Below are 21,542 nucleotides of genomic sequence, written 5' to 3'. Positions count from 1 at the left end.
CAGCATTATGCGTAATTAAAGGTCTGGAAGGGGTAACCCGTTGGAAAATTGTGAGCAGCCTCTGTGGGATTCGGCTTATTGAGCCTAATGTTATTAAATTGTCAGTGTGGGTCAGAATGTGCTGTTCATTCAAAGACCTTTCTTGACAGCTTAGATTGATGTAAATTGCTTGACCTGTAGGAAACGGACGTCGGTCACGTTTTGTTCAGTGAGGCGTATCAAGGGGAAGTGATGTTAGAGTTGGTGGGACTTTGCAAAGGGTATCAGGACGGTGGAGAATTCCATCCAGTATTGCAAGGTGCAGAACTCTCTTTAGCCAGACACGAACAGATCGCCCTCATGGGGGAAAGTGGCTCCGGCAAGAGTACCATCCTCAATTTGGTTGGTGGTCTCGATCAACCGGATTCCGGCGAGATACTGGTCGATGGCACCTCGATTACCGCGCTTTCTGAACGGGAAAGAACCCGTTTTCGCCGTCTGAATATCGGAATGGTATTCCAGCAATTCAACCTTCTTCCTACACTGACGATTGCCGACAATATCCGCTTCTGCCGCCAGTTAAAGGGTCTGTACGATGATGACAGTCTTTGGCGGCAAATCATTTCTGCGCTTGATTTAATGCCACTACTGGGGCGTTACCCTGAAGAAGTTTCCGGCGGCCAACAGCAGCGCGCTGCAATTGCCCGCGCCCTATATATGGAGCCAAAAATCCTGTTGGCTGATGAGCCTACCGGTAGTCTGGATGAACGCAATGCCGATGCGGTAATGCGCTTACTGACAACCCTTACCGGAACATTGGACTGCGCGCTCCTGCTGGTGACGCACAGCGAAAAAGTGGCTGATTACCTGGGAAACCGTGTGACGCTGCAAGGGGGCGTTCTGAATGTACGTACCCGTCGCTAAAGCGCTTTTCGGTCACTACCGGCGCCATCCGTTTCAGGTACTTCTGGTCTGGCTGGGTCTGACGCTTGGCGTCGCGCTGCTTGTCGGCGTTATGTCTATTAACCAGCATGCACAAACCAGCTACCAAAAGGGCGCAAGCCTGTTTTCTAACCCTTTTCCCTTTGTATTGAATCACCGCGAGCGAGGAAAACGGATCAGTGAAGATCTGTATGTGTCTATGCGACGGGAGGGCTACAGCCAGTGTGTGCCGGTCGATATTTACCGGACAGAGACTAAAGACGGCAAAGACATCCAGATGATGGGTGTTGATATGGTGGCGATGTTTGCTTTCAATGCCGCAAACCCCAAGCTGGAAGCTGCCCACAAACCTTTGTCTGAAGGATTTGGTACCCAATGGGTGAGTATGGAGCTTGCCCGGCATTTTGGCTGGAAAGATGGCCAGAAAGTGTTGCTGAAGAATGGCAAGGAAATTGGTCCTATCCGCTTGATGGAAGGCGGACAGATAGGCGCGGGCACCCGCTTGTTTGGCGATATCTCCGAGATAAGGGCGATCTCTGATCATCAGGGCTTCAAGATGGTCTATTGCGGCGATATGTCCAGAGCCGAACGTGATGCACTGCGTGAATTCCTGCCAAACACAATCACACTGTCGCGAACAGAAACCGCGCAATTGGGGCCGCTGACCCGTGCTTTTCACCTCAACCTCTTTGCGATGGGTTTACTGGCCTTCGTCGTTGGTCTGTTCATTTTTTACCAAGCCATTTCCCTTTCTATGACCCAGCGTCAACCCCTGGTTGGCTTGATGCGGGAGCTTGGGGTGGGGCGCAAAACCCTGGCCTGGGTGGTGAGTGGCGAAATGCTGATATGGCTGATGTTGGGGCTTGTCAGCGGAAATATTGCCGGTTTGATACTGGCGCAAAAACTCCTGCCTACAGTAGCGACAACGCTGAGCGATCTGTACGGTGCCAATGTTGACCTTACCCTGCATTGGCAATGGGAATGGGGGCTATACAGCTTTGCGCTCGGTGTATGTGGTTTTGCGCTGGCTTCGGGTTGGCCGCTATATCGCTTGTTAACAACCCAGCCTGCTCATCTGTCCAAGCGCATGTCACTTGTGCGTTTCTCTGGGCGCGAATTCAGCTGGCAGGCGGTTGTCGCTACTTTGCTGATTGTCATCGCGCTGATGGTCTACAGCGCCCCACAGAGCCAGGCGCAGGGCTTTACGCTGATTGCACTGATATTGATCAGTGGTGGATTACTGATGCCGTTTCTGATGTGGCGGACTTTCCAGTTTCTGGCGGACAAAATCCGTATCGCAAGACTGCGCTGGTTTTTGTCCGATGCCTCTGCAAGCCTGACATACCGCGGCATTGCCGCCATGGCGTTTATGATGGCGATTGCGACCAACATTGGCATGGAGACCATGGTTGGCAGTTTCAGGAGCACAACAGAAGGTTGGCTGCAGCAGCGCCTAGCGGCAGACATCTATCTGCGTCCTGATAAAGCGATCGTTCAGGATTTGGTGCAATGGCTTGATGATCAGGAAGAAGTGGAGCAGAGCCTAATCCAGTGGCGTCATGAGCTTGAAACTGCGCAGGGCGTGGTAGAAGTGCGAAGTATTGGTACCACAAAAGAAGAGCGCGAAGCGCTGGCGATCAAAGTGGCAGCACCGGATTACTGGAGTAAATTCCACCAGAATAAAATGCTGATGATCAGTGAATCACTGGCGCTGAAATTTGATGTTCACCCCGGTGAGGAAATCACGCTTCCCGAACCGTTTGGTGATGGCTGGCTAGTGGCTGGTACCTATTTTGATTACGGCAATCCGTACAGCCAGATCATCATGTCGAACCGCTCGCCCCTGGCCGATTGGTTAAAAGACAATGGTCGGGTGGGTGTCGCTGCTTTGCTGAAAGAGGGGGCAGACGAAACAGCACTGGTGGAAGCTTTGCGTAGCCAGTTCAATATGCAGGAAACGCAAATTAGCAACCAGCGCGACATTCTCAGCATGGCGATGCGGATCTTCGACCGCACCTTCCTGGTAACCGATACCCTTTGTACCCTGACGCTGATCATCGCCATTTGTGGCCTGTTTTTCTCCACGCTGGCCACGGAGCTTTCGCGCCAACGCCAATATGCACTGCTGCGTTACATGGGCATTTCCGGACGTGAATTGGCGTTTCTGGGGGGCGGCCAGCTAATGCTGATAGGTTTGTTCTCAGCACTGTTTGCGTTACCGCTTGGCCTTTTGATTGCAGAAGTTCTGATTAACATCGTACTCAAGCACTCCTTTGGTTGGACAATGTCTGTTTCCTACTTCCCATTTAGTTACGTTGTCACACTGGGTGGTGCATTGCTGACACTACTAATTGCAGGATGTTGGCCTGTCTGGCGACTCACCCAGCGTGCAGCAGTCTTGTCATTCAGGGAGGCGCAATAGTGAGAGTCGAAGAAAAAGCGCAACCCTTCATGCTCAAAGTCATCGGCTGGAGCCTTGCGCTTCTGCTTTCGCTGTTAGCCTTGTTTGGCTCGGTGCTCATGCATGGCGGAAAACCTGACCGCAAAGTGGCAAGCTTGTTGTTTGCCAAAGACAATGCCGGTTTTGCTGAGGTGACCCCAGGAAGATCCTTCTCCTTCCCTGACGACTATGCGACCCATGAAGACTTCCGTCAGGAGTGGTGGTACATCACTGCCAACCTTCAGGACAGGCATGGACAGCGCTTTGGTGTTCAGTGGACATTGTTCCGCTCAGCGCTGGATGCCGATGGTGGTGAAGGTTGGGAAAACAGCCATGTCTACATGGCCCATGCCGTGGTCACCACCGCGAATGGTGTATACGCAGCAGAGCGTTTTTCGCGCGGTGGGATTGGACAGGCGGGTGTCAGGAAAGCGCCGTTCAATGTGTGGCTGGATAACTGGCAATGGAAATCGCGCAATGCTTCCCCATTTCCCGCAATACTTAGCGCGGCGGATGATGACTTTGGTTTTTCCCTGCATATGGACAAAGTACAGCCTGAAGTGCTGCAAGGGGACAATGGGTTCAGCAAAAAGCACGCAACAGATAACGTCGCCTCTTACTATTTCAGTGTCCCGGCCATTGAAATGTCCGGTGTGATTGAACTGGAAGGTGAGCGAATCGAAGTGTCTGGACTTGGCTGGATGGACAGGGAGTGGAGCACTGCTTCGCTGGGAGCGCATCAACACGGCTGGGACTGGTTTTCAGTTCATCTTGACGATGGCCGGGCATTGATGGTTGTTCAGGTAAGAAGTGATGACGGACTGTTCCGATTTGGATCCTTGACGTCCCCAGATGGCACCAGCAAAACGCTGAGCACCGGAGAAATCACAATGATGCCTACCTCATTTGCCAAGATGAAAAATGGCAGGCACCTGCCCACAGAGTGGGAGATTTCTGTACCGAAGGCGGGTATCAAACTTCACAGCCAGCCACTGCATGAACAGAATTGGCTCGATTTTACATTCCCTTACTGGGAAGGGCCGATTCAACTGAGCGGCTCCAATAATGGGGTTGGCTTTATGGAAGCGACCGGTTATTAGGGCTATCGTAACAACGCCTGTTTATGCCGGACTGACAATGCCGCATACCGGTGTCTATGCTAAGGTGTTGATAGTATCGCAGTAATCGTGCAACAAAGAGATCGGGAAGAGGAAGGGAAACATGATTAAGCCAATCCTTGGTATGGCAACAGCACTACTTCTCACGGCATGCTCATCGGGCACAGATCCTTACGATGAGCGGGTTGACGCAGCGATCAAGCTTTGTCACAGCGATAGTGCGAAAGCATTTTCGCAATCAGATGCACTGCGTGTGATGTGTCATAACGGCAGTTCGTATGTTATCCGGGGTGACATTACTATCGATGACATTGTCGAAATGGACAGGGTCTATTGTTCGAGTTCGGGCGTCCGGGATTTTGTCTCCAGTGATGATGGCGACGTCCGACTTTCGTGCAATGATGGTTCAAATTACGTTTTATAAAGGCAGCGAGAATAATGAAAAGAGTATTGTTACTGGCAGGGTTAACGCTGGTTTTAGGTGGGTGTTCTTCAATCGAAACAGCAGAGTCCATGCCGAATCCTGATCAGCGCGTGGTGGATAGCCGACTGAATATTTCCAGCGATTTGAACGCGACATACTGTGAAGGTGCGGGTTTTGAGAAGTTCATGGAACGTGAAAAGTACTACACCTTTACCTGCAAAGACGGTTCGTTCTTCAATATCGCAAAATAACGGTTTCCATAACCAATGAGAAAGGAGGTCAAACGACCTCCTTTCTGTTTTTATTCGCGCCAGACAGGTCTGCGCGGGACAACCTCCACGCCACTTTGGTAACGGCCTGAGATAGCATTCAGGGTCAGTTCCAGCGCATGTTCACTGATCAGTTCAAACTGCTGGGGCAATGATTGTACTTTCAGCGGGATAAAGTCGAGCATGCGGTTGTCGCCAAAGGTAGCAAATTGGGTTTTCTTCCCGATGTTGGGTTCCACCAAAATCGCATCCAGTACGCCTTCAAACAGGGCATAAGAGGTTGTCAGGATCGCATCTGGCAGCTTTCCATTCTTGTACCACTCCAGGATAAGGCGTTTGCCTTCCTCTTGTTCAAAATGCTCACCATAAGCTAGCTGTGTCTCGATACCGGCCTTATTGGCGGCAGTGATAAAACCTTGTTCCCGTTCACGTGAAATTCCCAGGTTAGGCATAGCGCCAATCAAACCGATGGACTGAATACCTGGGTTGATCAGTTTTTCTGTCAAAGAGAATGCCCCTTCCAGATCTTCACTGATGACGCAGGCAAACAGTTCATCGTCCAGCACACGGTCAATTGCGATAACTGGCGTACCGGATTGTTGGATCGCAGGATAAAAATCATTATCAGCGGGGAGGGCAGAAGCCACGATAAGCGCGTCGATTTTTCGGCTGACCAATGTACTTACCACCTGCTTTTCAGTATCGGGATTGTCGTCAGAGCAACTGATGATCACCTGATAACCTGCCTGACGCGCATCCCGCTCCAGCAGTTTGGCAATTTTGGCATAACTGGTGTTTTCGAGGTCAGGAATTATCAAGCCGAAAGAGCGGCTTGTGCCTGCCCGAAGCGCACTGGCAGCGTGGTCAGGGCGATAGTTGTATTTCTCAACCACGGCCATGACTTTCTGCTGCGTGCGTTCGCTGATGCGGTATTTGCTTGATTTACCGTTAATTACATAACTGGCTGTTGTTCGGGAAACGCCAGCTATGCGTGCGATTTCGTCCAGTTTCATCCTTGTTCCCATCCTCGATGTGTGCGCATGATCAAATTATTCGCAAAGGATCATCTTGATTCTTTGCATTATAAGCTGAAACGATTCAGTCTTAAAGCTGAAAGGTTTCAGCAAAATTTAAAAGTGAGCGTGAAACCTAATTTTTGCGCTGAATGCTGAAACGATTCAGTTGATTCAGCAAAGCCTTCAGCAATCGTTTACGACGCGAAAGGCAAGGTTTAAAAGCACCAACCTGTATCCATTCCTCAGCTCGGAATGTGTTGGCACATAGAAGACGGTGACTGGGATTCACCAGACGGTAGAGGCAATCAATATGTTGGAACTAAATCAACGCGACATTCAACTCGGCAAGAAAGCAGGCACGAAAGAAGATGCTATCGAAAATATCGCTTTGGATCTGGTCACCAAGGGTTTGGTGGAAGTGGGATACGGCAAAGGCATGCTGGAGCGTGAAGCACAAAACGCGACGTACCTGGGTAACGGCATTGCGATTCCTCACGGCACGACCGACACGCGCGGTCTGGTAAAAGAAACCGGCGTACAAATCCACCACTTCGCAGAAGGCGTGGACTGGGGTGACGGTAACACCGTTTATCTTGCAATCGGTATCGCAGCGAAATCTGATGAGCACCTGGGTATTTTGAAGCAACTGACCCACGTTTTGTCTGCTGATGGCGTGGAAGAAGCGCTGAAGAATGCGAAGTCACAAGACGATGTGTTGGCAGTGTTGCGTGGCGATAACCAAAAAGGCCTGTTGTTTGATGCCTCTGTGATCACGCTGGATTTCCCGGCGACCGACCTGGTTTCCATGGCGGCGGTTTGCGCAGGCAAACTGAAAAATGCGGGCGCTGTAGGTCAGGGCTATGTGTCTGAATTGGTCTCCCAGCAACCTATGCACGTTGGTCAGGGTTTGTGGCTGGTTTCATCTGCGGCAGAAGTGAAGCAAACCGCACTGTCTTTCATTTCAGCGCAAACCCCGTTTATGGACGGAGATCAGCAAGTGAAAGGTCTGCTGGCAGTTGCTGCTACCGGCACAGAATATGTGGACGTGCTGAACAACCTGAGTGGTTTACTGTTTGCCAACAAAGCGTCTGAAATCTTTGCGGACAACGCAGATGCTGTGATTAAAGCGCTGACGGAAGCACGTCAGGAAGGCTTATCTAAAGTATTCAAGATTAAAAATGCGCACGGACTGCATGCCCGTCCGGGGGCGATGCTGGTGAGTGTCGCCAAGAAGTTTGATGCGCAGATATGGGTCGCAAACCTCAATGGCGAAGGTAAGCAGGTAAATGCCAAGAGTCTGATGAAAGTGATCGCCCTTGGCGTGAAGCAAGGCCATGAGCTTGAGTTTACCGCTGACGGTGCCGACGCCGACAAAGCCATTGAAGCGATTGGCGAGGCCATTGCAAGCGGTCTGGGTGAGGGCTAAGCCATGACAGCCAAACGAATTGTCACTGTTACCTTGAACCCCGCGCTGGACATGACCGGCGCAATGGGGGAGTTAAAGCCCGGTGCGGTGAACCTTATCCAACGTTCAAACCTAAATCCAGGCGGTAAAGGCGTGAACGTGGCCAAAGTGCTGGCAGAGTTGGGCGCAGAGGTTTCGGTAACTGGATTTTTAGGTGATGACAACCAAGATCCATTTGCTCATCTGTTCGAACAAAAAGGCATCAAAGACCGTTTCGTGCGTGTTCACGGCGCCTCCCGCATTAACGTGAAACTGGTGGAGGAAACCGGTCGCGTCACTGATCTGAACTTCCCTGGTGTGGAAGTGAGCGAGCAGAACATTGCGGCGTTGGAAGAAACACTGCTGTCACTGGCCGAAAACCACGACCTGTTTGTGATTGCCGGCAGCCTGCCAGGCGGCCTGTCACCAGCGCGTTTAGCGGACTGGATCGCTATGCTCCGCGAAAAAGGTAAGAAAGTCTTTTTCGACAGCAGCAATGCAGCACTCAAAGCCGGTCTGAAAGCTTGTCCTTCACTGGTGAAGCCAAATGATGAAGAGCTTTCCCAGTGGGCAGAACGTCACCTGACGACCAAAGAAGAATTGCTGCAAGCTGGACGTGAATTGCAGGCAACCGGTATCGAAAACATCGTTATTTCCCGTGGTGCAGAAGGTGTGCTGTGGTTAAAAGACGGCGTGTGGATGGCAAGTCAGCCACCGAGGATGAAGGTTGTCAGCACTGTCGGTGCGGGAGATACCCTGGTCGCCGGTATGTGTTGGGCAGAAGTCAATGAATGGGACAGGGAAACGTCACTGAGCTTTGCGATAGCATTGTCAGCACTGGCGGTAACACAGGTAAACGTAGGCGTTGATGATATTGCTCAGGTAGAAGCACTTCAGCGCGAGATCAGCGTGAAACAAATTAACGATAACGAAGGAACAGGGGTAGAGAGATGAAAGCTGTAATTGTTACATCGTGCCCAAGCGGTATTGCAAATACCATCATCGCGGCAGGATTACTCGAAAAAGCGGCAGGCGCCAAACAATGGCAGGCGACTGTTGAATGTCAAACCAGCGTAAAGGCAACGCAGGCAGCAACGCAGTCTGATATTGATAGCGCAGAACTCGTTGTCGTGGTTGGCCCAGCGAAAGATCTGGCACGCTTCAATGGCAAAAAAGTGTATCAGGCATCTTTGGAAGCGTGTTACCAAAACCCGGCGAAACTGTTGGAAGAAGCTGAAGCCAATGCGACGGTTTACCAACACGTTGAAGAAGCCATTGAGACGCCGCAAGCTGGTGGACAGAAACGTATTGTTGGTATCACTGCCTGTCCTACCGGTGTTGCGCACACATTTATGGCCGCAGAAGCAGTTGAAGAAGAAGCGAAAGCACAGGGCATGTGGGTGAAGATTGAAACCCGTGGCTCTGTGGGCGCGAAAAACCAACTGACCGAAGAAGAAATTGCACAGGCAGACTTGGTCTTTATCGGCGCTGATATTGAAGTGGATATGTCACGTTTCGATGGGAAGCGTGTTTACCGCACCAGCACAGGTTTGGCACTGAAAAAGACCAAACAGGAACTGGCAAAAGCATTCGACGAAGCTGAAGTTTATAAGCACGGTGGTGCAAAAGCGGATACCTCTGGCAAGAAAGAACGCACTGGTGCATACAAGCACTTGATGACAGGTGTTTCCCACATGCTTCCGTTGGTGGTTGCAGGTGGTCTGTGTATCGCGCTCTCTTTCGTGTTCGGTATCGAAGCATTCAAAGAAGAAGGTACGCTGGCTGCGGCGCTGATGCAAATCGGTGGTGGCAGTGCATTTGCCCTGATGGTGCCGGTTCTAGCAGGTTTCATCGCGTTTTCAATTGCTGACCGTCCGGGTCTGGCTCCGGGTCTTATCGGCGGTATGCTGGCAAGCTCAACGGGCGCGGGTTTCCTTGGTGGTATTGTTGCGGGTTTCCTGGCCGGTTACACAGCGAAGTTCATTGCTGACAAACTGGAGCTGCCTGATTCAATGGCAGCGCTGAAACCTATCCTGATCATTCCTTTGCTGTCCAGCTTAGTGACTGGTTTGGTGATGATTTACATCGTGGGTGGCCCGGTTGCAGGCATCATGACCAGCCTGACAGAGTTCCTGAACAGCATGGGCTCTACCAATGCAGTTCTGTTGGGTGCGATTCTGGGTGCCATGATGTGTTTCGATTTGGGTGGTCCGGTAAACAAAGCAGCATACACGTTTGGTGTGGGCTTGCTGGCCTCACAAACTTACACACCGATGGCTGCGGTAATGGCTGCAGGTATGGTGCCAGCGATGGGTATGGGTTTGGCGACAGTACTGGCGCGCAGCAAATTCAATATGCAAGAGCGTGAAGCGGGTAAAGCGTCGTTTGTTCTGGGTCTGTGCTTTATCTCAGAAGGTGCGATTCCATTCGCAGCCCGCGACCCAATGCGCGTAATCCCAGCTTGTATGGTGGGTGGTGCGCTGACGGGTGCACTGTCTATGCTGATTGGTGCGAAACTGATGGCACCGCACGGTGGTATCTTCGTACTCTTTATCCCTAACGCAATTACACCTGCGTTGCTGTACCTGGGTACCATCGCAGTGGGTACTGTAGTGACGGGTGTATTGTATGCAGCACTGAAGCAGTCTGAAAGCGTTCAGCCTGTAACCCAAAACGCTTAATCAAGCGTGGAAAGACAAAGCCGACCTTAGGGTCGGCCTTGTGCGTTAATGAAGTAGATTTCTAGAGCGGTCGCTGTGGCTGATAGAGGTTGAGGTTGTTTTGACCCACCATAAAAGCGACATGCAGTTCGATGAGTTGCTTGCTTTCACTTAGCCAGCCAGCGTCGTTCTGATGCTGGCAAAATTCCATCATAGAAACAATCAGCTGATCGAGTTTCTTCAGGCTCCAGCGTCTGACTTCGGTTTCAATGTCTGTGCGTGATGCCAATGCCTGCAGTTTGGCGTAACAAAACTGAAGATAACTGTATGCATCGGTCGATTTGCCTTCAAATTCGTAGTGACGCTGTAACCGAATACAGCCATCCACAAAGTAGGCGATAGCATCACTGGAAGTATGGTCAATCGGTGGCTCAAACAGAGAGGCGGGCGCCTGTTCAATCACTGCCGAAAGTTGGCCGATGTCCCTGTGTTGTGGGTTTTCGTACCATTGCTGGATGTCCTGCAGCCATTTTTCTATGTGGTTCACAATGTCCTCCCGGTGACAGGCCATGTGTAAAACGGGGTAGCATGATAAGGGGAATGTTATATCCCCAGATCATCCATCAGTGAGTTTGCTTCTTCGGCGGCGTTGGCTTTCGATTTTTTCTTGCTGCTCTCAAGCTTACTCGCCGTTTCTTTTTCCAAAATTTCATCCGGATTGATTTCGTCACCTTCTTCAAACTCTTCCAGCTGAATGAATTCGGTGCGCTCCATCGATAGTTCGAGATAGAAGATGTTGTTGTCTTCCGTGCTGAAACTGACGCGGCGGGCTTGTGGGCGCTCTATATTGCTGTCTACGGTGACGTTAATGTTCTTGTTAATCGCCATCATTTTGGGCTGGTTCTGGGTAATGTTGGTTTGCAGTGAGCGTTTTACTTTGCCCGTAAAATCGCCCACGATCTGGTTCATCAGCTCGCCCAGAACATCTGCCACTTCGTCTGAGGTATGCAGGGTCGCCAGTTCTTCCTGCGGAATGCCCATGTGTGACATGTATTTTTGGTAGAGCTCAAGCGCGGCTTTCGCTTCGAAGTTAATAACGACCAGTCCTGAAAACCCGCCATCGAAAAGAACAAAGCAGCCGAAATCAGGTTTCAGGCTGGTTTTGGTGATCTTTTGAACCATTGCTGAATGATGAACCGAGGAGTCGGTTGCTTTTGTCAGTACGGCAGTAACGGATTGGCAGAGTTTCAGCAAAATATCTTCAGAGGTGACAATTTTTGTTTTTCTCATTGTTATTCCACTCGTTCCGGTGTTGATATTGGACTTTACAAGTGTGGCACCAAAACGCGCATTTTGCTGAAAACTCAAACATTCGGCGTGTTCGTTTCCTCCAAATCGTGGGATTGAACCAATGTCAGGTGTTTTCTGCGAACCGCAATGACGGTTTGGTTTAAATCCTCACGAAGGGCACTGAGTGGAATGGCGACATCGTCGCTTTCTTCAGCGGCGTACTGCTCTATCTGAAAACAAAGATCGGACAGTTCTATAGCGCCAATGCTCCGGGAAGAGGTTTTTAATTTGTGGGCAGTTGCTTTCAGCGCTGCGTAATCAAAAGGACGCCCCATTTGTACCATGTTGGTCAACTCAGGCACGCAATGCTTCAAAAACTCCAGCAGTACCTCTGCATAGGTCTCTTCGTCGCCCCAAAACAGCTTCTGTAATACATTTGGGTCCAGTTCGATGCGGGTGGGCGCTTCTTCTGGCTGTGCATCTACCTCGTCTTCCGGATCGAGCACGAGGGGGGCGAGAAGGTCATCAATCTTGGGTTCTTCGAACGGCAGGCTCTGCTGGCTCCATTTGCTCAGCACTTTCTGGATGACATCAATCTCAACCGGTTTGGCAATAAAGTCATTCATGCCGGTTTCAATGCAACGCTCGGCTTCACCGACCAGGGCATTGGCTGTCAGCGCGATGATTGGGACAAATTCGCTACGTTCTTTCTGAATTGCCCGAATGGCATGGGTTAACTCATAGCCATCCATGTTTGGCATATGACAGTCCGTCAGCACCAGTGTGAATGCCTGTTTGCGATAGGCACGCAGGGCTTCTTGTCCGTCAGCCGTCATCACCACGTCATAACCCAGATAGGTTAACTGCTTTTTGATGACGGTCTGGTTGGTGACGTTGTCTTCCGCAACCAGCACTATGCCTTTGTCTTTCTCACTTCGTTCAATAAAGGCTTCACGTGCCGAAGTATCCAGCGCCGGATAATCTGGGCTTTCCAGTCCGACACAAATGCGCAGACCACGCAGCAGGGTTGAAAGTTTGAGTGGCGAGGCATAGATGGCGAATACATCAATACCGCCGTAGCGCTTAACAGGCTGGCGGCGATCCAACTCCAGATAACGGATATCGACTTTATTGGGGAATGCGGCGGGCATAAGTCGCCTTGTCTGCAGGTAATCCCGACACAAAATAACGTACTTCACGTCCTGGCGATCGAATTGCTGCAAGTGCAGGGATTCAACGCTAATACTCTGGCTAACCAGGTTCATTGCCTGCAAATAGTTGTCGATGCTTACCTTCAGAGCGCCATTTTCAAGGGTGTTGATGCACACCGTCTTATCCAGCGATTTGGCTGCATGTTGTAACCACTCAATGGTGCAGTCTTCTGGCGCGTTGATTTCCTCGGTCTGAGGCAGTTTAAACTGCACAGAGAAGGTGGAACCGATGCCTTCCTCGCTCTCGGCTTCAATTCTACCTCCCATCAGGGATGCGATGTTGCGACTGATCGCAAGCCCAAGACCGGAGCCGCCATAACGGCGTGTTGTGGAGTGCTCTGCTTGCGTGAATGGGCGGAAGATGGATTGAAGCTTGTCTTTGCTGATGCCAATACCGTTGTCACGGATTTCTATATCAATTTCACATTGTCCATCTGCCGACAGTTGGCTGTTTACCCAAACCTGGACTTCACCGCGGTGAGGCTGTCCGCCGGAAAACTTAATGCCGTTTCCAATCAGGTTAAACAGGATTTGCTTGATGCGTGTCGGGTCTCCAATTAAAGAGGTAGGGAGGGATGGAGCGATAAAAAGGGTGAGAGAAACATTTTTCTCGGCCGCTTCCATGGCAAGGTTATCCATCACCTGCTCGGTAATATGGCGCAGGGAGAAGGTGACACTGTCGATGCGCATTTTTCCGGCCTCAATGCGTGAAAAGTCGAGAATGTCATTGATGATAGCAAGCAGCGAAAGGGCAGAATCGCGAACAGTGTTTGTCACGCTGATTTGTGCTGCATCCAATTTTGACCGGCGCAGGATGTCAATCATGCCTATCACGCCATTCATTGGCGTGCGGATTTCATGACTCATGGCTGCAAGGAACTGGGCTTTGGCTTTTGAGGCGGACTCGGCCAGCTCTTTTTGGTAAAGCAATTGCTCCCGCGCTTGGTTGCGCGAAATGATGTGATCGCGGAATGAGTTGATGGCGTGGGAAATCTGACCTACCTCATCCGTGCGCTCTTTGTAGAGAATAGGGATTTCTGTGTTTCCATCTGCCAGATCACGCATGGTTTCCGCGAGGCGCGCAATAGGTTGGGTGACCTTTTTGTAGATGTAGAATGTCACCAGCACAGAGACCAGTGTCATGATGACAAACAGGGAGAAGAATGAGAATTGGTTGTTTTTTAGCACATTATGTAAGTTTGCCATCGAGTTGGCAGCGCTGAAACTGGTTTCCCGAGAAAACTCGGTCAATGAAGACTCGAGTGTTTTGTATTCATCGTTGTTGATGGATTTCAGTGACCTGATTGCCTCCTGCTTCCGGGCTGGATTGTAATGGACAATAACGGTCTCAATGCGTGAAGCCATATCGTTTTCGACCTGCCTGAGTGTATTGAGTTTTGTCTGAATTTCCGCGTCGAGATAGTGTTGCTGCAGATAGCTGATATGACTATTGAAATAGGCGTGGTTAGTATAGAACTTTTCCTTTTGCCCGATATCGCCGTTGATGTAAAAAGTGAGTGAAGAAGAGATATCATCGGCGTCTTCTCGAAGCAACCACATAAGCTGTTCTTCGTAACGGAAAGGGGATCTGGAACGGAATACTTCGCTGGACGTCAGCGATTGGATGGCTTCGAATAACTCAGGTTCCAACACAGTAGATACGTGCATTTTTTCGCTTTTAGCCCACACCTCGCGCGCCGGATCATAACGCCCAGTTACCTCTGCTTCAATTTTGCTAACAAAGTCATTAAATATCATTGAGATATTGGCAAGGGCGCTGGACTCCATGCCATGCAGTTTGTGCAGTTCGTTCAGAGAGACTTCAAACTGGTTTTTGTTGCGGTAGTATGTTTCGAGGGAAGCATTTTCGCCCAAGGCGTAGCTCAATATGCTTCGGTTCATTTCACCGGCATAGCGCAGCATAGACACTGAAAGCAGAGCGCTGGGAATTTCAACGCGGCTGGTTCGGGTGGTGTCACTACTCGCAGTATCGTGCATGATGTATGTAGAAACTGAGAGCAGGGATGCGCACAGTGTCATCATTGCCATGATGAGTCCAACCTTGCCAACAATGCTCTTGGGAAACTGAAATCGGCTGGCCCGTTGAATACGATCTTTAGACATGAGACTTCCTTTTGTTGTCCAACTAATCATTGATAAGTCAATGCGTTGAACGACCACAAGTGATGCATTTTCTGTCGCTTTGATGACACGGCAACCCGGTGTTTTCCGGGTGGTTAACCGTCAAGGAACTTATAATGTAGACATGAAAATCTCAATAATGATACTTAAGATTCAATATAGTGACATGTGACGAAATATTTGATACCAATTTGAACACCTTCCCCATAAAATTAAGCGCAGAGAAATGTTCACTGGAGGTTTAAATGGTCGTTGAGTCAGAAGGATACGCAGCGCTGATTGAGTATTTTATCGAGAATCTAGGGCAGTTTTCTGCACCGGGTGACCAAGTCGGCTCTGAAACTATCGACGAACTCGTCCATGAGTTAGTAGCCAGCCAAATCATGGCTATCTGTGACCAGAACAAGGATATGCCTCAGGCTCTGCGCTTTGAGATTATGCGTGAAGCCGACCAGATTGTGGCTGACCTCGAAGAAATCCTCAGTTCCAAGTGGAAGCAAAAGCCGACCTACGCACAAATTAATATTCTGGAAGAGTTTATCGGGCTGGTGAAAAACCTGTTTGATGCGTCAGTTGCTGAAAGCATTTAGAAGTGCCGCAAGGTAATAATCTTATGTCCTGCCGCAACAAAATGTTGCACGTCTTTCTCCCCTGAATACAATGCGCCTTTTATCGATACTGGGCGCATTCAATGAAACTTCACGCCGTTCACAGGCTATATGAGCAACGCCTTGCTCAATCAACCCGTCCTTTCAAGGCTCGAGGTGCCAGTGTGGAGCGCTGCAAACACTGCATGTTGGTTACGCGCTTGTGTGTCTGTCGCGAACGAAAAACGCTGACGACAAATGCGGGTTTTCTGCTGGTGATGTATGACGATGAAGTACTCAAACCGAGCAATACCGGCCGTCTTATCGCTGATGTGGTAGAAGACACCTTCGCTTACATCTGGTCGCGCACTGAGCCGAATCAGGAGATGCTTGACCTGCTGGCGGATCCTAAGTGGTTTCCTATCGTCATATTCCCCGCCCAATATGCAGCGCCTGAGCGAGTGGTCTCTGAGCCTTCTGTGCCGGAAGGCAAAAGGCCGCTGTTTATCATGATTGACGGTACCTGGAGCGAAGCGAAAAAAATATTCAGAAAGAGTCCTTGGATGGACAAATTCCCGGTGTTGGGCTTTAAACCAGAAGCGTTGTCGCGTTACAAGGTAAGGGAAGCCGCGGGTGACAACCAGTTGGCAACGGCAGAAGTGGCAGCAAAAGTACTTATGCTGAACAGTGAGGAAGCGGCAGGTGCTTGTCTGGACGCTTGGTTTGATGTGTTTAGTGAGCATTACATCACCGGGAAAAAACAGCGCCAACTCCCTGAAAATGGGGCATTGCAGCGTTTTTGTACCGCTTTCAACGGCTGAAAAATGCGAGCTGATACGCATATTTAGCGGGTTAGGCGCTAAGGATAAAAGCTTAATTTGTCTCGAATCACATTCAGAGCGATGTGAAACAGGGATAATCCGCAGCAATATTGCGATTTTGATTTTTGGAACAACGGAGTAAAGGATGTATTACGGCTTTGATGTAGGTGGAACGAAAATTGAGTTTGGCGCGTTTGACAGCCAATTACAGCGTCAGGCAACGGAACGTGTACCTACACCGGGTGGCGATTATGATCAGCTGATTGAAACGCTGGCGTCACTGGTTGCCAAATATGATGAACAGTTTGGCTGCGAAGGCACTGTGGGTATCGGTATTCCGGGTATTGAGAAAGCGGAAGATGGTACTGTTCTGACTGTTAACGTACCTGCGGCAAAGGGAAGAACACTTCGCCGTGACCTGGAAGCAAAAATTGGACGTGCAGTTGCTCTGAACAATGATGCGAACTGTTTTGCGCTTTCTGAAGCGTGGGATGAATCCCTGCAGGGTGAGAAAATTGTTTTAGGCCTTATTCTGGGCACTGGCTTTGGCGGCGGTATTGTTGTAGACGGTCAGGTTCTTTCTGGCAAAAACAACGTCGCCGGCGAATTGGGTCATATGCGCATGCCAATCGATGCATGGCTGCATCTTGGCGAAAATGCGCCGATTTTTGACTGCGGTTGCGAGAAAAAAGGCTGTCTGGACAACTACCTCTCAGGCCGCGGCTTTGAAATGCTATACACCCATTACTTTGGTGAAGAGCGTAAAGCGATTGATATCATCAATGGCTTTAAGGCTGGCGAAGAGAAAGCAGCAGGCTTTGTTGACCGTTATATCGAAATGTTGGCGATGGTGTTTGGTGGTTTGTTCACCGGCCTGGATCCTGATGTGGTTGTGCTGGGTGGCGGTCTGTCTAACTTTGATTACATCTATGAAGAGATGCCGAAGCGACTGCCAAAGTATTTGCTGTCTATTGCCAATCCACCGAAAGTGATCAAAGCAAAACACGGTGACTCAGGTGGTGTGCGCGGCGCTGCATTCTTGAATATTCGCCACTAATTTATTGAAAATAATCTAATTATAAGTGCAAAGGCATTGGGTTAAACCGGTGCCTTTTGTGCAATTAAAACGACCGTTAAACGGTTTTTGAATTGTTGTTAGCAAGAGTTGTAGAAGCCTTTGTTTACCAAGATTTACTCGCGAACACTGTTCGTCATTTTTGTCTTACTTTTCTTTTCCGTTGCTGCGATTTCCTGGTTTATCTCGGGAGGTGCGCATTCCACCTATCACATCTCTCCGACTGAGTTTCAATTCCGGTATATCGATGACAACCCAATGGGTGGTGATACCCTTGGTGAGGTTTATCAAAACGAGGATGGGGATGTGGTGCTGGACTGCGAATTGGGCAAAGCCTACCGTTGGCCATTTTGTGAGTTGGCGATTAGCCTGACACCAAGCGCCATGAGAGGGGTGAACCTCGACAATTACCACTCAATGGTGATTGAGGCAGCCTACAAAGCGCCGGCACCGAATCAGCGTTTGCGGGTATACCTCCGAAATTACAATGAAGCGTATTCGACGCTGGAAGACCCTGTTTCCTTGAAATTTAATGGCATCGAATATAACCCGACGGACACATTTTCTGAGATTGTCCTTCCACTGAACTCATTTCAGGTTCTCTCCTGGTGGATTTCCGATCTCGCCGTGCCTATCGAACATGCAGGCCCGGAGCTCAGCAATATCTCACTGATTGAGATTGCCACAGGCAGTGCGCCAGTGATTGGCCATCATGAACTCATTATCAAAAGCATTCGTTTTGAAGGCCAGATGATCACGGAAGCGGGGTTTTTCCGTGTATTGACTTTCGCATGGCTGGCCACAGCCATGATCCTGTTGATGGTGAAGTATTGGCAGAGCCGGCTCATCTACCGCAGGGAGCGTTATCGCGCTGAGCGACTGAAACAAATCAACAATGCGCTGAAACAGCAAAGCGAAACCTTGTCGATCATGGCAACAACAGATGCTTTGACGAGCCTTCGCAATAGGATGAACATCTATCCTGAGCTGGACAAACTTATCGGTGCACGTACCAACAGAGCTTGTACCGCATTGTGTCTCGACATCGACCATTTTAAACAGGTCAATGATACCTTTGGGCACGACATGGGGGATAAACTGCTGATCGCTACCGCACGACTGTTAAAAGAGTGCGCCAGTGGCACCGATGTGGTGGTCCGTTGGGGTGGCGAGGAGTTCGTGATTTTTTGTCCAAGCAGAAACCTCGCCCAGGCTTCGTTCCTGGCGGAGAAAATCCGCGCGGCATTTGAGCAGACTGAGTGGTCGCATGGGCAGCCATTGACCTGCAGTGTTGGTGTATCTTCTATGCGTGAGGGCAGCATCGCAGCGATGATTGCGGATGCAGATGACGCCTTGTACCGCGCCAAGCAATCAGGCAGAAATCGAGTGGAAGTCTTTGCTGAATCTCTCGTTGCGTAGTTGGGTGTGAGACAAAAAAAAGCAGCATCAAATGATGCTGCTCTTTTTATAAATATCACTTTATTGCTGCTTTTCTGCGTTCGCTTTGCAGTGCGCAATCGCCTCTTGCAACAGACCCAGCGCGTCGGTTTCCGGCTCTCGAAGGGCAGCTTCCGGCGAATTTACCGGTGTGGTGCGTGAGCCCCAGCGAACAACCCCAGCACCCCAGGTCAGACCCGCACCGAATGCAGCCATCAAAATAGTGCTGTTAGGTGTAACTCGTCCTTCTTCCACAGCCTCACACAGTGCAATTGGAATGGTAGCAGCAGAGGTGTTGCCGTATTTGTGGATGTTAATGAACGCTTTTTCCAGTGGGATCTTAGCGTGATCGCACAGGGCTTCGATTATGCGCTTGTTCGCCTGATGCGGGATCACCAAGTCAATGTCTGATGCAGTCGTGTTGGCGCGTGAAAGCACCGTTGCGGCAGCAGAGCCCATACCTTTCACGGCGCGCTTAAAAATTTCGCGGCCGACAAAGTTAAAGGAAAAATAACCGGCATCCTGATCGAAGCGCTGCATTGCAGTACCGAACTTCGGAATAGACAATACATCACGGCCAGCTGAGTCGCAGCCCAATTGAGCTTCAAGCAGACCACTTGATTGTTCACTTTTGCTCAGAATTACAGCGCCCGCGCCGTCACCGAATAAAACGGCAGTGTCGCGTTTGCTCCAGTCCAAGTACCAGGAAAGACGTTCGGCACCAATCACCAGTGCATGGCGGTATGCGCCAGCCTGAATCATGCGGGTGGCCGTTTCCAAAGCGTAGAGAAAACCGGTACAGGCGGCATTCAGGTCAAATGCAGCAGCTTTGTGTGCGCCCAACTCAAACTGGACTTTGGATGCAATGTTTGGGATTAAAGTGTCTGGCGAGCAGGTGGCAACAATGATGAGGTCAAGCTCTGCGCCATCAATGCCAGCGGTTGCCAACGCATTCTGTGCCGCAACGACAGCCATGTCTGAGGTGTTTACGTGGCTGATGCGTCGGGTATTAATGCCTGTGCGGGAGGAAATCCATTCGTCAGATGTGTCGATAAAGGTGCTCAGGTCGTTGTTACTTAACTCGGCCGGTGGGAGACATTTTCCCCAGCCTGTAATTTCAGCGAATGCCATGCGAGTCTCTTTGTAATATTAATAGCTCAAAGCAGTGTACTCCCCTTAAATAGGAGAGACAAATGGAGGGCAGGAATCAGTGATTTAAAACAAAAAAGTGGCCCGAAGGCCACTTTCAGAGTGTGTTGTTGCGGTATTACCAGAACATCCAGGCAAACACTGCAAGCACTGAAATCGCTACGATATTGAGGTAGAAACCGGCACGCATCATTTCCGACTGTTTGATATGGCCAGAGCCGAAAACAATCGCATTAGGCGGGGTTGCTACCGGCAACATAAAGGCACAGGATGCTGCGACGGCTATCAGAGCTGACAGGATGATTGGTGAGACACCCAGCGCTTCAGCAACCGTGGCAAAAACAGGCACAAGAAGCGCAGCACTTGCCGTGTTACTTGCAAACTCTGTCAGGAATACCACGAATGCCACCACGGTCAGCAAGGTGAAGAAAATACCGGCCGAAGAGAGGAAGCCGCTCAGGGATTCTGCCAGGAATACGCTGGTACCTGTGGCTTTTAGTACATTGCTCAGTGTCAGACCACCTCCGAACAAAAGCAACACACCCCAGTCAGTGGTTTTCTCAACGTCTTTCCATTTCACCACGCGCGATGCGCCAAGCAGAACGATAGCGGTAATAGCAACCAACGTATCAAACTTGCTCAATCCACCCAGCATTTGGTTGATAGGTTTGCTGAATACCCAGCAAATCACAGTGAACGCAAAAATAGCCAAAGTCAGACGGCGAGGGTGTGTCCACTCGATGGGTTTGTGGTCAAGTTCAAAGGTATGTTTCAGGTTTGGTTTCGTCAGTGCGTACAGCAAGCCGATGGTCAGTGGTAAAAGCGTCAGAGTGATTGGCAAGCCGAGCTTCATCCACTCTGCGAAGTTAAGGTTAACCTCGGCAGCAGCGATGGCGTTTGGTGGGCTACCAACGATAGTCGCAATACCACCGATACTGGCACAGTAAGCTACCCCCAGAAGAACAAACACGAACGTGCCTCGCTCAGACTTCGCATTTACCTTGCTCAGCACACCTAAAACCAGTGGCAGCATCATGGCTGTGGTAGCAGTGTTTGAAATCCACATGGAAAGCCCCGCAGTCACACCAAATAACATCATCACCGCAACGCTCATGCGTCCCTTTGCCAAAACAAGCACCTTATCGGCTATCGCCTGATCCAGTTTCTGGGCGTGTAACGCTGCAGCCAGCGCAAAACCACCGAGGAAAAGGAAGATGATGGGGTTAGCGAAGTTGGCCAGTGCTGCCGGTGTAGAGAATACACCAAGCCCTACTGCTAACAGGGGAACCAATAGAGCGGTAATGCTGACATGCAGCGCTTCTGTCAGCCAAAGGATGGCCACAAAGACCAGCAGGCTGAGGCCGATGACCACATTTTTATCAAAGGGAAGGAAATTGAGCATCAGAGCAAACAGCGCGATGTCTGCGATAAGTATCAGGCTGTTCTTGTTAAACAGCCAGTCTTTGAAGGCTAGGGTTAAAGCTGTCATAGGGACTTCCTCAGTTTCAATGAAGGCGAACTTCTTATTGTCATTCCGA

Annotated in this window: 18 protein-coding genes; 12 read left to right on the top strand and 6 right to left on the bottom strand. The window is 50.1% G+C overall.

Going from position 1 to position 21,542, the window contains the following annotated elements; all coding sequences use genetic code 11:
• The first annotated feature begins 231 nt into the window (after positions 1 to 231).
• The 5 genes from KU854_RS03155 to KU854_RS03135 all read left to right on the top strand — a co-directional run bounded on the left by KU854_RS03155 (position 232) and on the right by KU854_RS03135 (position 5,154).
• Positions 232 to 903 (top strand): ABC transporter ATP-binding protein, encoded by a 672-nt coding sequence (locus tag KU854_RS03155; RefSeq protein WP_218357028.1) that lies wholly within the window; start codon positions 232 to 234, stop codon positions 901 to 903.
• A complete protein-coding gene (locus KU854_RS03150) occupies positions 884 to 3,343 on the top strand; it encodes an ABC transporter permease (protein WP_218357027.1) in 2,460 nt (819 codons plus the stop codon). The genes KU854_RS03155 and KU854_RS03150 overlap by 20 nt, the downstream gene beginning before the upstream one ends.
• Positions 3,343 to 4,461 carry a lipocalin-like domain-containing protein gene (locus KU854_RS03145; protein WP_336245222.1) on the top strand — a complete coding sequence of 373 codons (1,119 nt, stop codon included), beginning with the start codon at positions 3,343 to 3,345 and terminating at the stop codon, positions 4,459 to 4,461. Before KU854_RS03150 ends, KU854_RS03145 begins: the two co-directional genes overlap by 1 nt.
• Before the next feature lie 121 nt (positions 4,462 to 4,582).
• Positions 4,583 to 4,903 (top strand): hypothetical protein, encoded by a 321-nt coding sequence (locus KU854_RS03140; protein ID WP_054779276.1) that lies wholly within the window; start codon positions 4,583 to 4,585, stop codon positions 4,901 to 4,903.
• 14 nt (positions 4,904 to 4,917) lie between these two features.
• Positions 4,918 to 5,154, top strand: a complete 237-nt coding sequence (locus KU854_RS03135) for a lipoprotein (protein ID WP_054779277.1) — start codon at positions 4,918 to 4,920, stop codon at positions 5,152 to 5,154.
• A gap of 50 nt (positions 5,155 to 5,204) precedes the next feature.
• Here KU854_RS03135 and cra read toward each other — a convergent pair whose 3' ends face one another.
• Positions 5,205 to 6,185, bottom strand: coding sequence for a catabolite repressor/activator (cra, locus tag KU854_RS03130; protein WP_218357025.1), 981 nt, complete (start codon positions 6,183 to 6,185; stop codon positions 5,205 to 5,207).
• Positions 6,186 to 6,498: 313 nt separating this feature from the next.
• Here cra and fruB point away from each other — a divergent pair, with 313 nt between their 5' ends.
• Genes fruB through fruA form a run of 3 tightly spaced genes read left to right on the top strand, consistent with a single transcriptional unit; the run spans position 6,499 to position 10,313 of the window.
• Positions 6,499 to 7,614: a fused PTS fructose transporter subunit IIA/HPr protein gene (fruB, locus tag KU854_RS03125; protein ID WP_218357024.1), complete on the top strand. Its 1,116-nt coding sequence runs from the start codon at positions 6,499 to 6,501 to the stop codon at positions 7,612 to 7,614.
• A 3-nt stretch (positions 7,615 to 7,617) separates the two neighbouring features.
• The gene (gene pfkB / locus KU854_RS03120) at positions 7,618 to 8,586 is read left to right on the top strand and encodes a 1-phosphofructokinase (RefSeq protein ID WP_218357023.1); all 969 of its coding nucleotides are present in this window, start codon (positions 7,618 to 7,620) and stop codon (positions 8,584 to 8,586) included.
• Positions 8,583 to 10,313, top strand: a complete 1,731-nt coding sequence (gene fruA, locus KU854_RS03115) for a PTS fructose transporter subunit IIBC (protein WP_218357022.1) — start codon at positions 8,583 to 8,585, stop codon at positions 10,311 to 10,313. The genes pfkB and fruA overlap by 4 nt, the downstream gene beginning before the upstream one ends.
• A 61-nt stretch (positions 10,314 to 10,374) precedes the next feature.
• On the opposite strand, the gene KU854_RS03110 is transcribed toward fruA, so the two are convergent.
• The 3 genes from KU854_RS03110 to KU854_RS03100 all read right to left on the bottom strand — a co-directional run bounded on the left by KU854_RS03110 (position 10,375) and on the right by KU854_RS03100 (position 14,917).
• On the bottom strand, positions 10,375 to 10,839 hold the full coding sequence (locus KU854_RS03110; protein WP_218357021.1) for a hypothetical protein: 465 nt from the start codon (positions 10,837 to 10,839) through the stop codon (positions 10,375 to 10,377).
• A 56-nt stretch (positions 10,840 to 10,895) separates the two neighbouring features.
• Positions 10,896 to 11,582: a DUF3334 family protein gene (locus KU854_RS03105; protein ID WP_054779279.1), complete on the bottom strand. Its 687-nt coding sequence runs from the start codon at positions 11,580 to 11,582 to the stop codon at positions 10,896 to 10,898.
• Positions 11,583 to 11,656: 74 nt separating this feature from the next.
• Complete coding sequence (locus KU854_RS03100; protein WP_218357020.1) at positions 11,657 to 14,917, bottom strand: hybrid sensor histidine kinase/response regulator; 3,261 nt, start codon at positions 14,915 to 14,917, stop codon at positions 11,657 to 11,659.
• Positions 14,918 to 15,180: 263 nt separating this feature from the next.
• Here KU854_RS03100 and KU854_RS03095 point away from each other — a divergent pair, with 263 nt between their 5' ends.
• The 4 genes from KU854_RS03095 to KU854_RS03080 all read left to right on the top strand — a co-directional run bounded on the left by KU854_RS03095 (position 15,181) and on the right by KU854_RS03080 (position 18,837).
• On the top strand, positions 15,181 to 15,525 hold the full coding sequence (locus KU854_RS03095) for a DUF3802 family protein (protein WP_218357019.1): 345 nt from the start codon (positions 15,181 to 15,183) through the stop codon (positions 15,523 to 15,525).
• 101 nt (positions 15,526 to 15,626) lie between these two features.
• Positions 15,627 to 16,343, top strand: coding sequence for a tRNA-uridine aminocarboxypropyltransferase (locus KU854_RS03090; RefSeq protein WP_218357018.1), 717 nt, complete (start codon positions 15,627 to 15,629; stop codon positions 16,341 to 16,343).
• Positions 16,344 to 16,488: 145 nt separating this feature from the next.
• The gene (nagK, locus tag KU854_RS03085; protein WP_218357017.1) at positions 16,489 to 17,400 is read left to right on the top strand and encodes an N-acetylglucosamine kinase; all 912 of its coding nucleotides are present in this window, start codon (positions 16,489 to 16,491) and stop codon (positions 17,398 to 17,400) included.
• Positions 17,401 to 17,520: 120 nt separating this feature from the next.
• Positions 17,521 to 18,837, top strand: a complete 1,317-nt coding sequence (locus tag KU854_RS03080) for a GGDEF domain-containing protein (protein WP_255555376.1) — start codon at positions 17,521 to 17,523, stop codon at positions 18,835 to 18,837.
• A 60-nt stretch (positions 18,838 to 18,897) separates the two neighbouring features.
• On the opposite strand, the gene KU854_RS03075 is transcribed toward KU854_RS03080, so the two are convergent.
• The gene (locus tag KU854_RS03075; protein ID WP_218357016.1) at positions 18,898 to 19,986 is read right to left on the bottom strand and encodes a ketoacyl-ACP synthase III; all 1,089 of its coding nucleotides are present in this window, start codon (positions 19,984 to 19,986) and stop codon (positions 18,898 to 18,900) included.
• 136 nt (positions 19,987 to 20,122) lie between these two features.
• Positions 20,123 to 21,493 (bottom strand): SLC13 family permease, encoded by a 1,371-nt coding sequence (locus tag KU854_RS03070; protein WP_218357015.1) that lies wholly within the window; start codon positions 21,491 to 21,493, stop codon positions 20,123 to 20,125.
• Positions 21,494 to 21,542 lie beyond the last annotated feature (49 nt).

It is taken from the genome of Enterovibrio paralichthyis (assembly GCF_019209835.1).
Taxonomy (GTDB): domain Bacteria; phylum Pseudomonadota; class Gammaproteobacteria; order Enterobacterales; family Vibrionaceae; genus Enterovibrio; species Enterovibrio paralichthyis.
This window is presented reverse-complemented; position numbering and strand designations above follow the sequence as displayed.

Excerpts from the sequence above, each read along its gene's own strand:
- KU854_RS03135 (WP_054779277.1), top strand. The coding sequence starts at position 4,918 with ATGAAAAGAGTATTGTTACTGGCAGGGTTAACGCTGGTTTTAGGTGGG.
- KU854_RS03150 (WP_218357027.1), top strand. The coding sequence starts at position 884 with ATGTACGTACCCGTCGCTAAAGCGCTTTTCGGTCACTACCGGCGCCAT.
- KU854_RS03155 (WP_218357028.1), top strand. The coding sequence starts at position 232 with ATGTTAGAGTTGGTGGGACTTTGCAAAGGGTATCAGGACGGTGGAGAA.
- KU854_RS03105 (WP_054779279.1), bottom strand. The coding sequence starts at position 11,582 with ATGAGAAAAACAAAAATTGTCACCTCTGAAGATATTTTGCTGAAACTC.
- KU854_RS03140 (WP_054779276.1), top strand. The coding sequence starts at position 4,583 with ATGATTAAGCCAATCCTTGGTATGGCAACAGCACTACTTCTCACGGCA.
- KU854_RS03095 (WP_218357019.1), top strand. The coding sequence starts at position 15,181 with ATGGTCGTTGAGTCAGAAGGATACGCAGCGCTGATTGAGTATTTTATC.
- KU854_RS03075 (WP_218357016.1), bottom strand. The coding sequence starts at position 19,986 with ATGGCATTCGCTGAAATTACAGGCTGGGGAAAATGTCTCCCACCGGCC.
- cra (WP_218357025.1), bottom strand. The coding sequence starts at position 6,185 with ATGAAACTGGACGAAATCGCACGCATAGCTGGCGTTTCCCGAACAACA.
- fruB (WP_218357024.1), top strand. The coding sequence starts at position 6,499 with ATGTTGGAACTAAATCAACGCGACATTCAACTCGGCAAGAAAGCAGGC.
- nagK (WP_218357017.1), top strand. The coding sequence starts at position 16,489 with ATGTATTACGGCTTTGATGTAGGTGGAACGAAAATTGAGTTTGGCGCG.
- fruA (WP_218357022.1), top strand. The coding sequence starts at position 8,583 with ATGAAAGCTGTAATTGTTACATCGTGCCCAAGCGGTATTGCAAATACC.
- KU854_RS03090 (WP_218357018.1), top strand. The coding sequence starts at position 15,627 with ATGAAACTTCACGCCGTTCACAGGCTATATGAGCAACGCCTTGCTCAA.
- KU854_RS03100 (WP_218357020.1), bottom strand. The coding sequence starts at position 14,917 with ATGTCTAAAGATCGTATTCAACGGGCCAGCCGATTTCAGTTTCCCAAG.
- KU854_RS03070 (WP_218357015.1), bottom strand. The coding sequence starts at position 21,493 with ATGACAGCTTTAACCCTAGCCTTCAAAGACTGGCTGTTTAACAAGAAC.
- pfkB (WP_218357023.1), top strand. The coding sequence starts at position 7,618 with ATGACAGCCAAACGAATTGTCACTGTTACCTTGAACCCCGCGCTGGAC.